This window comes from Mesorhizobium norvegicum (assembly GCF_004919685.1).
GTDB lineage: Bacteria > Pseudomonadota > Alphaproteobacteria > Rhizobiales > Rhizobiaceae > Mesorhizobium > Mesorhizobium norvegicum.
In genome coordinates this window covers 31,763-45,041 of record NZ_SMYZ01000048.1, presented here as the reverse complement: position 1 = coordinate 45,041, position 13,279 = coordinate 31,763, and the positions used below count along the sequence as shown (strand labels likewise).

General features: G+C 59.5%; 10 protein-coding genes and 1 pseudogene. 5 read left to right on the top strand and 6 right to left on the bottom strand.

All coding sequences use genetic code 11. The features are described from left to right. Positions 1–22: 22 nt before the first annotated feature. The 3 genes and pseudogenes from FCU66_RS20775 to FCU66_RS20760 all read right to left on the bottom strand — a co-directional run bounded on the left by FCU66_RS20775 (position 23) and on the right by FCU66_RS20760 (position 3,496). Positions 23–2,052, bottom strand: a pseudogene (locus FCU66_RS20775) (conjugal transfer protein TraG). A 665-nt stretch (positions 2,053–2,717) separates the two neighbouring features. After that, positions 2,718–3,107: a hypothetical protein gene (locus FCU66_RS20765; protein WP_136622663.1), complete on the bottom strand. Its 390-nt coding sequence runs from the start codon at positions 3,105–3,107 to the stop codon at positions 2,718–2,720. Further along, positions 3,098–3,496, bottom strand: coding sequence for a hypothetical protein (locus tag FCU66_RS20760; RefSeq protein WP_136625439.1), 399 nt, complete (start codon positions 3,494–3,496; stop codon positions 3,098–3,100). Before FCU66_RS20760 ends, FCU66_RS20765 begins: the two co-directional genes overlap by 10 nt. Between FCU66_RS20760 and FCU66_RS42820 the strand changes: the two genes are divergently transcribed. After that, entirely contained in the window at positions 3,468–3,977 is a 510-nt protein-coding gene (locus tag FCU66_RS42820) for a ZinT/AdcA family metal-binding protein (protein ID WP_168992224.1), read from the top strand. The genes FCU66_RS20760 and FCU66_RS42820 overlap by 29 nt on opposite strands. Further along, complete coding sequence (locus tag FCU66_RS20750; protein ID WP_425462861.1) at positions 3,877–4,089, top strand: ZinT/AdcA family metal-binding protein; 213 nt, start codon at positions 3,877–3,879, stop codon at positions 4,087–4,089. Before FCU66_RS42820 ends, FCU66_RS20750 begins: the two co-directional genes overlap by 101 nt. 1 nt (position 4,090) lies before the next feature. On the opposite strand, the gene hemN is transcribed toward FCU66_RS20750, so the two are convergent. Continuing rightward, positions 4,091–5,416, bottom strand: coding sequence for an oxygen-independent coproporphyrinogen III oxidase (gene hemN, locus FCU66_RS20745; RefSeq protein WP_010914012.1), 1,326 nt, complete (start codon positions 5,414–5,416; stop codon positions 4,091–4,093). A 1,346-nt stretch (positions 5,417–6,762) separates the two neighbouring features. Between hemN and FCU66_RS20740 the strand changes: the two genes are divergently transcribed. Continuing rightward, a complete protein-coding gene (locus FCU66_RS20740) occupies positions 6,763–7,926 on the top strand; it encodes a porin (protein ID WP_136621942.1) in 1,164 nt (387 codons plus the stop codon). A gap of 332 nt (positions 7,927–8,258) precedes the next feature. Next, a complete protein-coding gene (locus FCU66_RS41210; protein WP_006329192.1) occupies positions 8,259–8,522 on the top strand; it encodes a hypothetical protein in 264 nt (87 codons plus the stop codon). Between the two features lie 394 nt (positions 8,523–8,916). Here the strand turns inward: FCU66_RS41210 and glmS are convergent, their stop codons facing one another. Together glmS and FCU66_RS20720 are read right to left on the bottom strand one after the other, a co-directional pair. After that, entirely contained in the window at positions 8,917–10,740 is a 1,824-nt protein-coding gene (glmS, locus tag FCU66_RS20725) for a glutamine--fructose-6-phosphate transaminase (isomerizing) (RefSeq protein WP_136621943.1), read from the bottom strand. Positions 10,741–11,196: 456 nt separating this feature from the next. Then, positions 11,197–11,841 carry an acyl-homoserine-lactone synthase gene (locus FCU66_RS20720; RefSeq protein WP_136621944.1) on the bottom strand — a complete coding sequence of 215 codons (645 nt, stop codon included), beginning with the start codon at positions 11,839–11,841 and terminating at the stop codon, positions 11,197–11,199. A 682-nt stretch (positions 11,842–12,523) separates the two neighbouring features. Here FCU66_RS20720 and FCU66_RS20715 point away from each other — a divergent pair. After that, positions 12,524–13,276, top strand: coding sequence for a carbonic anhydrase (locus FCU66_RS20715; RefSeq protein WP_136621945.1), 753 nt, complete (start codon positions 12,524–12,526; stop codon positions 13,274–13,276). Positions 13,277–13,279: the final 3 nt, after the last annotated feature.

Here is a 13,279-nt window from a genome sequence, read left to right as displayed (position 1 = left end):
ACGCCGGAGCTGCGGAAAGCGTTCAGAAGCCGGGGACGATATCCTTATCACCGCCCCTTCCCTCGTTGATGCCATAGGCACCTGCGACGGTGGAGATCCGGTCCATGACGCGCTTGTCCGCCATCGCCTCGCTATCATCGTCTGCGGGTCTGGACAGATCGTCCTGGTCCGGTTCCTGAGTGACGGCGGTATGTTCTTCGGGTAGGCCAGGATGGCGCTGCTGCTGAACACCTCCCTCGTCCGCAAGCGCGGCGCCAGCGCTTTCATCGTCGGACGCAAGACGACGGTCGACGCCGCGTACTTGCCCAGTCCAATCGTCCGGCCGCGACATCGGGCAGTCCGCGTAAGGTCCGTCGCGCAACACCGGCGAAGGCAGCACCCGCTCGGTGAAATTGTGATCCTCATAGTATCGCAGCTTTTTGGCCCGGATGGGGGGCAATCCCGAAACCAGCACCAGTTCGTCCGCGGGCGGCAATTGCATCACCTCGCCCGGTGTCAGCAGCGGGCGGGCGGTTTCCTGGCGGCTCATCATGACATGCGAGAGCCAAGGTGCCAGCCGGTGGCCCGCATAGTTGCGCATGGATCTGAGTTCCGTGGCCGTGCCAAGCGCGTCCGAGATTCGCTTGGCCGTGCGCTCATCATTGGAGGAAAAGGCAATTCGCAAATGGCAGTTGTCCAGAATGGCGTTGTTGTCGCCATACGCTTTGGAGATCTGGTTCAACGATTGCGCGATCAAGTAGGCACGAATTCCGTAACCGGCCATAAACGCGAGCGCGGTCTCAAAGAAGTCGAGGCGACCGAGCGCCGGAAACTCGTCCAGCATCATGAGCAGTTGATGCTTGCGGCTCTTCTTTGGGTCACCCTCGAGGCGCTCCGTCAGCCGCCTGCGGATCTGGTTCAGGATCAGTCGCACCAAGGGCTTGGTGCGCGAGATGTCCGATGGCGGCACGACCAGATAGAGCGACATCGGCCACTCCGCATCCATCAGATCGGCAATGCGCCAGTCGCAGTCCGATGTTACTGCGGCCACGGTCGGATCACGGTAGAGGCCGAGAAAAGACATGGCGGTCGAGAGGACGCCTGAACGTTCGTTCTCCGATTTGTTCAACACCTCTCGTGCCGCCGAGGCCACGACGGGATGGACCTCAGGCTTATTGGCCGCACCGAGATGGTTGGTCGTCATCATTCGCCGCAAAGTCGCGGCAAACGAGCGTTGCGGGTCCGACAGAAAGGTGGCGACGCGGGCAAGAGTCTTTTCCTCTTCGGCGTAGAGCACGTGCAAGATAGCGCCGACCAGGAGTGAATGACTGGTCTTCTCCCAATGATTCCGCCGCCCCAGCGCGCCTTCCGGATCGACTAGAATGTCGGCGATGTTTTGGACATCGCGAATCTCGTCCGAACCTTTGCGTACCTCCAGCAGCGGGTTGTAGCGGCCGATCGCGGATCAGTCGGATTGAACAAAAGGCAATGCGAGAACCTCGACCGCCAGCCGGAGCTCAGCTGCCAGTTCTCGCCTTTGAAGTCGTGAATGACGGCCGAGCCGGACCAGGAGAGAAGGGTTGGGACAACCAGCCCGACGCCCTTGCCGGAACGTGTCGGCGCAAAGGCCATGACGTGCTCAGGCCCGTCATGACGCAGATACCGATCCTTCAGTTTGCCGAGGAAGACGCCTTCCGGCTGAAACAGCCCTGCTTTCTCGATCTCCCGCGTCGCCGCCCATCGAGAGGAGCCATAGGTGGTGACCAAGCCGCGCTGGCGCGCGCGCCAGAGGGAACCAGCGATCGCAGCGGCACAGCCCATGAATCCACTGGTGCCCGCAAGCATGCCCGCCTTGTCGAATACCTCGGGCGCATAGGCATCGAATTGGGACCACCATTCCAACAGTTTCCACGGCTCGTAGATCGGCCAGCCAGCCGCGACAAACCATGGCGCGCCGAGTTGTTCCTGAAAGGCTGGCATATGAGCGCACCATTGCGTGGCAGCCCACACGCCGAGGAGAACGATGGCGAACACAATGGCGATCTGCCCAATCAGAAGCTTCGTGGGCGTCACTGGCTTGCTCCGCTGTTCTGGAGAGATGCATCGAGCATCCCCCGGGACGGCCGGAACAGGAATGCGCCCTATGTACGACTTGGTGCGATGAGAGGCTGTTTGGCGCGCCGTTGCTCTCCTTCGAGGTGTATCAATATTCGCGCATTCCCGAGGACTGCTATGTCGGAGGGGACTCATATCGTTCGTGCCTATCGTGAGCACGTGGTCGGGGAGCTGGCGGTGGCATGCGGGCAAGCCGCTGAGGAAATTCGTAACATCGAGTCCGGTCTGAGGTACAACAAGCCTATCGAGATCGGATCGCGAGGTAGCCCTGCCCGCCATGGGAATTCCTCAGGCGAGTACCGACATATTGGGCGCTGCCTTATAAGTGGAAGGCGCCTTCCCGTTGCCTCTATCGCAGATAAGTTACCTTCCGGCCTTCGCGCGGGGTTTCCCAGCTGGACTGCGTTTCAGTCTCAATTCGCTGTGCTTCTTGTGAGCCAGACACCATTTCTCGGACGGTGAATTGACGACATTCATTGTCCGACAAGCTCTCGCCGGCGATCTGTTGGGCAGAGGCGGCTATCACCCCGGCCGTGGCACATCCGCGCGCTGCAGAACCTCGATGAGCCGCCGGCTCAAACGCCCAGGCGGATGCAAAGATCCATAGATGCGTTCCGCCAGCGCTAGTTGCCAAGCATATGACCGGCAGTTCGCAACGCGCCTAGGAAGAGGCCGGCATGGTGAGTGACATCGATTTTGGCCTGCATTGACACCGGCATGCTGGTCCAATTCTCCAACGGTGCAATGAAGCGGGAGAAGGTACCGTTGACGACGCAGTAGCGGCTAATAAGGCCTTGTCTGTCCAACGCCAGCACACCAATCTGCCCGCCTCGATATCGGATGGCTGCGAGCCGTTGGACCTCGGCGTCATCATCGATCCGCACATCGAAAAGCAGGTTTCCGCGGCTCCTCGCGGCTATCTCCGCCGCTTTGTCATTGAAGCTCAAGCAGAGTGAGCGGACGCTTTCCACTGCCATCTGGAAAACCAACAAATCCAGTTCATTCACGGCCATGTGGGCAGTTGAGCCAATAAATGGATGATTGCAATGTCGCACACGGCTTGTTCACAGGTGTCGGCGACTGATCGTTCGTGGCTTTCTGTCCGCTGCCGGCGATGGAATATTTGAAGGACGGCGGGTCCCGTATTTCCTGTCGCGTTGGCAACCGCGGCGGCCACCTGCCGGGCGGCAGCGGCAGAGATAATGTCATAGACAGGTGGAAGCGTGGGCTTTCTGCCCTTCAATAGTTCCCTGACCCTACAGATTTGCACGCGCGGCCGCAGCTTGCCGCCCGCCTCAACGGATTCGGCTTCTCTGGCAGCACGTTCCATTGCTGCGCTCGCCTTGTTGAGCGTCACCAGAACGCCAAGCTTCGTGGCTGGCAAGATCGCCAACTCGCTCAAGCTCACGACCTCTATTCGATGGACGGGCACGGCCGTGCATCGCCGCGGCAGGGGACAACATCGTCGTGACCGACCCTCAAGCCCTATATCATGTCGGCGGGATCGTTCACCAGGAACGGCGAGATCGCCGTGGAGGGCAAGGCCTTCCACATCGTGGCCGTCGGCGGGAGCGGCAAGATCCACGATCAAGCAGCTGAGACAGATCACGCATATAGCCACGATCCCGCGGTCCAGCCGATCTACATTTGAGGACGACCAGATCAAGCAGCGCGCCCTGTCGAATTTGGATCCGGGATTGGCAGTTGGTCTATCCCTTCCTGACGATGGAACGCTCGATCCAGTCATGGCTTATAAGGCGGAGAGCGGCGACCAGAGCGCAGATGAGTACGCGCCTACTACGAGATCGGCTATCGCACCAATTCGAGCGGATCACGATCGATGGCGACACCGTGGCTTTCTTCGAGGGCGGGAAGCCGCTTGAGGCCCGCTACGCCGGCGACGGCTGTGAAATCCTGACCTCGAAGAAAGGAAACCGCATGGGCGTCAAATTTCGCTTCGGCGTCGCCTTGGCCTCCTCACACTTGGTTGGCTGACTCAGCGGGCAACCCGGTCGAGAAAAGCGTCGAATGCGGCAGCGACAACGCGCATCGCAAAACGATGCTGCCGCCGTACGCGGACAAAACCCTTTTCGATGTCCACAATCCCGTCCTTGGCAAGCATCGCCAAGCGTTCAGCTGAATCGAGAAAATGGATCGGATCAGATCCGTGGGCGGCACAGATTGCCGGCACATCGGCCTCGAGATCGCACATTAGTCGCTCGATGATTGCGGCACGCGCGCGGTCTTCGTCGGTGAGACGGTAGCCCTTTGACGTCGCCAGACGGCCAGCTGCGATGTGCCGGCAGTAGGAATCCCGTGTAACCTCGTTCTGGACGTAGCCCTCGCCGACACGCCCGATAGCCGACGCGCCGAAACCGATCAGGGTTTTGCAGGTGTCGGCCGAGTAGCCCAGCGAGTTGCGCCGCAGGCGACCGGTTTTCTGTGCCAGCGCGAGATCGTCGTCCGGCAAGGCGAAATGGTCGAGCCCGATCTCTCGGTAGCCGGCGGCAATCAGCGTCACGGCAATGGCCGCATCCTGTTCGGCGCGGGCAGCGCTGCCCGGAAGCGATGCCTCCTCGATGAGGCGCTGATTCTTAATAAAGGACGGAATGTGCGAGTAGCCGAACACCGCAAGCCGGTTGGGGCGCATGGCGACCGCCGCCCTCGTGGTCTCGACGCAAGACTGCACCGTTTGATGCGGGAGACCAAAGATGAGGTCGAAGTTGATGCTTGTCACTCCATGCCGACGCAGCATTTCGACGGCAGCCGCCGTCTGCGCCTCACTCTGGACCCGGTTGATCGCTTTTTGAACAATGGGATCGAAGCTCTGCACGCCGAGGCTCGCGCGGTTCACGCCGGCTGCTTGCAAGGCTTCGGCCATATCGGCCGTGAACGTGCGTGGATCGATCTCGACGGCGATCGTAGCTGTTTCCGCAAGCGCAAAGTGGCGGCGCAGGAATTCCGTCAGGGCGAGGAACTCAACTGGCCCCATGAGAGTTGGCGTTCCGCCGCCGAAATGCACATCGCTCACGGGCAGCGCCTGCGGCGCGTGCTCCGAGACCAAACGTATCTCGTCACGCAGCGCCGCCAGATAATTAACGATCGGCGCATCATGGCGGGTGATGGTGGTGGGGAAGCCGCAATACCAGCACTTTGATCGGCAGAACGGAACGTGCAAGTAGAGTGACGCCGGATCGTTAGCCGGTAGGTTCCTGAGCCATTCCTCATAAGCGTCGGCGCCGACCGCCCCAGAGAACTCCGCGACAGTCGGATAGATGGTGTACCAAGGCAGGCGGGCTTCGCGATGTTTTGTGGTCTGCAACAGTTACCGTCCCATGTTGTTGCCTTCCATCCTTACCACTGCGCTCTCCTGTGTCTTTGCGCTATATCAGTCCGTTCCGCTTTGGGCCCGATTATTTCGCAGCGATAGCCCCATTCAGCCTTGGCTGGACAGCGATGGTATGAGCACGCGCTGGTCAGCGACAAGCGCCATGGGTTTCCCGTCGAGACTTTCCCGTACACCGTTTGGTGCTACTATCCTATCCTATCCCCTCCCTTCAGCGTCTGATGGAACGCAGCATGCCGCATCCGACCAGTCGATCCGGCGTTGGGACCAGACTTTTGCTCGCCGGCTGGTGCGTAAGACGGCGTCACGTAGCGATACCTGGCATCTCGATGAGTTCGTCGTATTAATTGCCGGCACGAGGCTTTGGCCGTGGCGCACCGTCTGTCAGAGCGGGAATTGTGCTCGAGGAGACCGTCCAGGTCCGCCCCTGCCAAGGCTGCAAGCCTCATGAACCAATTTAGAAAGTAGCGCTACGCCAGGCGCATGATCACCGACAAATCGCGCTCCTGTGGCCCGGCAAAGCGCCGGGGTGAAGCGCAACTCAAGCATCGCTCGCAACTGACAATCGAGCGAATTCGCATGTGCTTCCGTAAAAACAAAAATGGCCCATGCACGGCTTCCGATTCAGAGAGGGGCTTACAACGGCTCGTCTCGACCTTCCCGCCTTTCGGAACCACTTTGTCCGGACTAGCTGGAAAGCTGGTGCACCTCGCCACCGCCGAGGTGTGGCCCTTCGCCCTAACGAGGACGCTTACGCCTAGGCATGCCGGCATCAGTGGGGCATCTCGGCTGACGTACCGAGCGGTGCACTCGCATGATGTCAACAATGTCGAGGCTCAAAACAAACAAAAGCTATCGCCATTGAACGATACTGTCGCGAAGCGAACAGACGAACCATGTCCGAAACATTTGCTTTTCGTGCTCAGCTTGACCCTCAGAGCAAAAAAGGAAACGCAAACCAAGGTCCGACGGCAAACTTGAGTGTCAATCGTAGCTTGGTCGTGAGGTTGGCACGTCATTTGCGGGGTGATTTTCGAAGCCGTTGTGACGGTACGCCCGCAGCTATCGGAGATAATCATGGCGATCGACTCGGAAGTGTTTGATGCCTCACCGGGCATTTCAGGCAAGTGATATTAGAACAACAACTTATCGTGTTGAAGTATGGTTCAGCTTCATCGCCCCTGTTGTTGAATAATTATTATGATCCGCGTGTCGCACTGCGATAGGCGCAGCGCGATGTGCATCGCTTTCGATTGTGGGGACAGGAAGGGCTGGCTCGTTCGTTGACGTCCCCTTCTTCAATATTTGAACGGAGATGAAGAATGAACATCAGGAGCCTCCTGCTCGGCTCAGCTGCGGCCCTGATCGCCGTTTCCTGTGCCCGAGCCGCCGACGCCATCGTCCTGGCCGAGCCTGAGCCCGTTGAATACATCAAGATCTGCGACGTTTACGGCGCTGGTTACTACTACATCCCCGGCACCGAGACCTGCCTGCGCATCGGCGGCTATGTCCGTTACGACATCGGCCTCGGCGATGTCGTATCGTATGACAAAGCTAGAACCACGGATGTGAAGACTGGCGAGGCCCAAGGCATATGGCAAAACCACACGCGCTTCACATTCAAAACTTGGACCGGGCAAGAGACCGAACTCGGTACATTGCAGACTTACATCGAGACCCGCATGAACTACGGCAAGCACACCGCCTATTCCGGTTCGGACAGTCCTCGATACTATGCCTTCAGCCAAGGCATCACGTTGACTTTCGCCTGGGTTCAGCTTGGTGGCCTCCGAGTTGGCAAGGACTGGTCCGCCTTCGACATGTTTATTGGCTACGCGGGCGACGTGCTCAATCAGATGCTTATCCCGTTCGGCGCCTTCGATACTAATGTGGTTCAGTACTACTTTGACGCCGGTAACGGCTTTTCGGCTGTGGTTTCACTCGAAGAAGGCTCGGGCCTGGTCGGCACCATCGACAGCTACGTTCCGCACCTAGTCGGCGGAGTGAAATACACACAACACTGGGGCGCGATCACCGGCGTTGTCGCTTATGATAGCAACTACGAATCGGTCGCCGGCAAGGTCCGCATCGACGTCGATGTTACCGACCAACTCTCGCTATTCGGAATGTTCGGCTATGGCTCCAGCGGCAAGCTCAACGATGACGTCACTAACGCAATCGACGCTCATGGTCGCGGGTTCTACAAAAGTTGGGGCGGTAACTGGGCTTTCTGGGCCGGCGCCACTTACAAGCTCAATGAGACAACTTCGTTGAATCTTCAGCTCTCGGGTGATCAGCTCAGGAACTATGGTGTCGCTGCAAACGTTGCCTATGCGTTTCTTGCAGATTTCACAATTACAGCCGAACTCGACTATGACCGCTACGGCGACTTCGCCGTCGGCAAGGTCGACCCTTCCATTAGCTGGGCTAATGCCAACAAAAAGAGCAGTGTCGGCGGCATCCTCCGTTTCGAACGTTCATTCTAACGGGAGGAAGAGCTTCATCTCGGCGGCCTCAGGCGGCGAATGACGATTATGCGGGGGACCTGCCACGCATGCGGCAGATAAGCCCTGACACGTTTGCAATCGGATACAGCTGCGATTAGGGCGCGGCCGATGCCCCGCTTGCCGGGATGTGACTGCTGGTAAAGCGTTGCGGCAGGTTTGCTGGCGGTCCCGGCGCTTGCGCTGACGCGTGCGGCGCAGTCCGGCGACACGGTGGAGGCCGCCGGCAGATGGGTGGGCGCGTGATCGCCGAAGCAATCGCCGAACTCGCCCAGTATCCCAGCTTCGATAACGACTGAATCGGCGGCGACTCAATGCAACCTTGGCTTCCGGAGACCGCGCTGACCGCCGCCGGCCTGACCGCGCTCGCCGCGCAGGATGCTTCGGACAAGCAAATCACCTGCGTCAAGGCGCCCTTCAAGTCGCTGATCGACCATGTCTTTATCTCGCCCAATCTCGTGCCGTGCGGCCACGATTTCATGATCCTCGCGCTCGACCGAACCATCGAGCGGTTCCTGGAAGTGTCCGATCATCGCCCGGTCCTCTTGCGACTGGCCGGGCCTATCGGTGAGCGTTAGATCCAGAACGAGGTTACACGGGATTCCTACAGCCCGCACATCGCAGCTGGCCGCCTGGCAAGTCAAAGGGCAACCGTCTCACCGACGAAGACCGCGGCGAGCCGCAATCATCGAGCGAGGACGAAATAGTGGACAGCGAAGGGTTTTATCCGCTTGCGGCAGGAGGATCGCTTTGTGGTTAGCGCTATTGCTGCGTATTCGATGCTTTTCTCGACCGGGTTTGCTCGTAGGCACAGCCAAGCAGCGTGAGGGGAGGCCAAAGGGATAACCAATCGTCGCTAAACGGCATGCTCAAGCAAATAACGGCAAGGCGGTAGCGGCGCGCTTGAGCGCCGGTTGAAGTGCTTGGAGTTTTTCCGAATGGGCGAGCGTTGCGACTAATGAAGGCGTCACATCATTCGACGGTGACTGATTTTGCCAGGTTGCGTGGCTGGTCGAGATCTGTGCCCATGACGAGCGCCGTGTGGTACGCAAGAAGCTGTATCGGCAGCGAGAAGATCATCGGCGCGATAATCTCGTCGGTGGCCGGCAGCACGATCGTGCGCATCGTATCGAGTTTCGATGCGGCTGCCCCTTTTCCATCGGTGATGAGGATAATGCGGCCTCCGCGGGCGGCCACTTCCTGCATGTTGGAGAGGGTCTTGTCGAAAAAGCGATCATGTGGCGCGATGACGATCACTGGCATGTTCTCGTCTATCAATGCGATGGGACCGTGCTTCAATTCACCCGCCGCATAGCCTTCGGCGTGGATGTAGGAAATCTCCTTGAGCTTCAGCGCACCCTCCATCGCCAGTGGGAAATTTGTGCCACGGCCGAGATAAAGGACATGATGACACTTTGACAGTTCGCGCGACAGAAGCTCAATCTCCGGCTGGATGCTGTCCAGTACCTGCCTCATGAGGCGCGGCATTTCGGTGAGGCTCTCGACGAGCGCCTGCACCTCATCTTCGGTCACGGTTCCGCGGGCCTTGGCTGCGTGGATGGCGAGTGCGGCAAGAGCAGCTAGCTGGCAGGTGAATGCCTTGGTGGAGGCGACGCCGATCTCTGGGCCGGCAAGGATCGGGAAGACCACATCGGCCTCCCGAGCGATGGTCGATTCGCGCGCATTGACGACAGCGCCAATTTTCAGCCCAAGCTGCTTGCAGTACCTCAGCGATGCCAGCGTATCGGCGGTTTCGCCCGACTGTGAAATGAACAGAGCCGCAGACTGCGGCGACAACGGAATCTCGCGATAGCGGAATTCGGATGCAACATCTATTTCGACCGGCAGGCGCGCATAGCGCTCGAACCAGTATTTTCCGATCAGCCCGGCGAGATATGCGGTGCCGCAGGCAGAGATCGCCAAGCTCGGGATCTTGGCGAAGTCGATGCCAAAAACCGCATCGGCACCATTTTCGATGAAATTGATATAATGAGCGAGCGCATCGGCGATGACCTCGGGCTGCTCGAGGATTTCCTTCTCCATGAAGTGGCGATGGTTGCCCTTGTTGGCCAGAGTGGCCACGGCCACGGAGGTCTGGCGCGGACGCGCGACGGGGTGGCCGTCGTAATCAAAGATATCAGCGCCCGTCCTGCCGACAACTGCCCAGTCGCCGTCGATGAGATAGGTGATTTCATTCGTGAATGGAGCAAGCGCGATCGCGTCGGAGCCCAGGAACATCTCGCCGTCGCCGTGACCGATCGCCAGCGGTGGTCCATTGCGCGCCGCAATGATGGTCGACGGATCATCCTCAAAGAGGATGGCAAGCGCGTAGGCACCCCTGACGCTTTTCAGCATGGCATGCACCGCCTCACCACGCCTCATGCCCTCCCGGCGGTGCCTTGCCAAGAGATGCGCAAGGACCTCAGTGTCGGTGTCGGTCTGGAACTCGGCTCCCGTCGCCGCCAATTCGTCCTTCAGTTCGGCGAAATTCTCGATGATGCCGTTATGGACGACGGCCACACCATCCGTGAAGTGCGGGTGTGCATTGCGTTCCGTCGGTGGCCCATGGGTTGCCCAGCGGGTGTGGGCGATGCCGATGGTACCACCCAGCGGCTCTTCCTTGAGTCTCCTCTCGAGATTGACGAGCTTGCCCTCCGCGCGCCGGCGGTGCAAGGTGCCCTCGGTGATCGTCGCAATGCCGGCCGAATCATAGCCGCGGTATTCCAGACGCTTCAATGCGTCGACCAGGCGTTCCGACACCGGCTGTTGCCCAACGATGCCAACAATTCCGCACATGTTCTTCTCCGAATTCTTCCCGGCAGCCTTAGCCGACGCAGACGAGGGACGCCGCCCGGCATGCGCTCAGTTAGAGTCTTCTAATGGAATCCAGTAAGTTCGGTAAAATTGATTGTTGGGATAGCCATCATCCACGCCATGGATGAACTAAACCTCAGTCCAATGCGGGTGATGTGAACCGGGGCGTACGCTTCCGCCTTCAACGGGCTGCGCATATCATGGCCGGCGCCCTCACCTGCGTTAATAGCATGCAAGCCGGCCGGAGGAGACGTGGAATACTTGGGCCGAGTGCGAATGGGTAGCCCCAGCGCACTCTTTGATCTCGCCGTTCAATTGTGCGGACGCTGCTTCATGCATCATTCCTCGGTTTGCTTCTCCAGGCCGGACGCAATGACTCCTTTCGGCGACGAGAAGCAAACCCTCTTCCGATCCCTGGGGCCACGCACCACGTCTTGGCTATCCGCATGGGCCGTGCGGCAGGCCGAGAATCGGTTGCCACAGTACCGGCCCATTCAGACGTCCCCTCCAGCGGATGCGCAACAGGCTGGCGTGAGAGATCTCGAGAAACCCGGCCACCGCCTCCGTTTTGCCGACGGGCTGCGGCTTTCCGATGCGCGACAATGGCCACGTTGCGAGGCGAAGGATCCGTTCCATACGCGTATCGGTCACCGTCACGATCCGGGTGAGATTGTTGGCCAAGCCGAATTCGATCATGCCGGCGAAGAGCTCGTAGGTTGCTTGGGCAAGGCCGCCTGCCGCCTTGGGCGTTGATGGGGGCAAATCGAGCGCGAAACGGCTGCTTTCCCATATGTCAGGACTCGCGGGCGCCACAGCCTCACCCAGCAGCGCCGGGAATGTGTCGCGCAACATGGTCGGCCCAGAGGTTGGCAAGAGGCGCACGCAGCCACGAATTCGCCAATCGGATCCCTTGAGCAGCAGATAGACAGGCTTCAAGTCGTCAAAGGTGTCTGTTTCCATTTCGCCTCCGGTCTGAACTTCCCAATCGAGCCTCTCCTTGAAAACCCGATATCTGAGCCCGTGCATCTCTTTGAGCTCGCCTGCGAATTCGCTATAGAGGCCAGGTGTGATCAGCTGAATCATTCGTCGCCTCCGTGCGGGTTGTGTTCCCGCCATCGAAGGGCAAAGCGCACAGCGATGCAGCCTGTAGACGTTTACAGCTATCCTCGCGGAAGGATCCGGATCTCGCCTGACCGGAGGCAGCCAGCCTGGCAACCGCATGGATCGTCCGAACGCGAGCTTTGCTTGGCATTTTCCAGATGGAAGGTCCCCTTGGCCTTTGAGACCTGCTTTCCAAGGCGTATTCGCGAGTTTTATCCATGCCTTTATGGTCTTGGAGAGCGTGGCGGGCAGGCTACACAGTGGGTGGCCGAGAGGTCGGGAATCAGTTGGAATGGAGGAATTCGTCTCGCCAAAGAGGGGATCCTTTTGCAATGCACTGCCTGCCCGACACTCCCGCTTCAACGTTACGGGCCACATACCGCCGAGTAACAGCCGGACCGGCGACGCCGGCTGTGCTGGTTGTTGGCCTGATCAGCGGCAGCACGGTGAATCTGAGCCACGTCGCCAGCCATTTCCACGGACCGGCGAGCGTAGCCTCCAACGATCGCCGGCGGCGACGCTTCTTCCAGTTTACCAGTTCGACGAGGACTGGCTGGCGTGTACGCTGGTGGCGCGGCTCAACCTACGCCCGCCCTTGCGGCTGTGCCTTGACTGCACCAATTGGTAGCAAGGACATAAGGTTCGCATCAAGGAGCGAGGCAATATGCATCGTCGTAACCTAATTAGAGGATTCATCGCGCTGGGCGTGTGCCCGATCTGCGCCCAGACCGCGCGTGCGGCCAGCGCCCATTGGGGATATGGCGGCTCGGTCGGGCCGGAGCATTGGGCCGATCTGGACTCGAGAAATTTCGCCTGTTCGGCGGGCAGGCAGCAGTCACCCATCGACATCGCCGGCACGGTAAAGGCGGATATACCGCGCATCGACATCAGTTGGCTCAAGGGCGGCGGCAGGATGGTGAACAACGGCCACACCATTCAAATCAACATGCCGGAAGGCAGCACCTTGACCCGCGGGGATCGCGTCTACCAACTGGCACAGTTGCATTTCCACGCGCCGAGCGAGCATCACGTGGCGGGCATGAGCTTCCCGATGGAAGCGCATTTTGTCCATAAAGCCACAAAGAGCGATACTCTGGGTGTGCTGAGCGTCCTTCTTACGCCTGGCGCGACAAATATCAGCTTTGCCGGTCTCGCCAAGGTCTTTCCGGCCCGGCCCGGCGAGGAGATGGCAGTTGACGAGTTCGATCCCAACGGGCTTTTGCCGGCCTCGCTCGGCTACTGGACCTATGAGGGATCATTAACGACTCCGCCCTGCACCGAAAACGTGGAGTGGATGGTTGCAATGGAACCGGTCGAGGTCGACACCACAGACATCAAGCGGTTTACGACGCTTTACGCATCTAACGCGCGGTCGATCCGTCCCTCCAATCGGCGCTTCATCCTAGGCCTCAGCTAAGGC

Coding starts and splice junctions, on each gene's coding strand:
- FCU66_RS20765 (WP_136622663.1), bottom strand. CDS start 3,107: ATGGCCGTGAATGAACTGGATTTGTTGGTTTTCCAGATGGCAGTGGAA.
- FCU66_RS20720 (WP_136621944.1), bottom strand. CDS start 11,841: ATGATTCAGCTGATCACACCTGGCCTCTATAGCGAATTCGCAGGCGAG.
- FCU66_RS20750 (WP_425462861.1), top strand. CDS start 3,877: ATGAGTACGCGCCTACTACGAGATCGGCTATCGCACCAATTCGAGCGG.
- glmS (WP_136621943.1), bottom strand. CDS start 10,740: ATGTGCGGAATTGTTGGCATCGTTGGGCAACAGCCGGTGTCGGAACGC.
- FCU66_RS41210 (WP_006329192.1), top strand. CDS start 8,259: ATGCAACCTTGGCTTCCGGAGACCGCGCTGACCGCCGCCGGCCTGACC.
- FCU66_RS20715 (WP_136621945.1), top strand. CDS start 12,524: ATGCATCGTCGTAACCTAATTAGAGGATTCATCGCGCTGGGCGTGTGC.
- FCU66_RS20740 (WP_136621942.1), top strand. CDS start 6,763: ATGAACATCAGGAGCCTCCTGCTCGGCTCAGCTGCGGCCCTGATCGCC.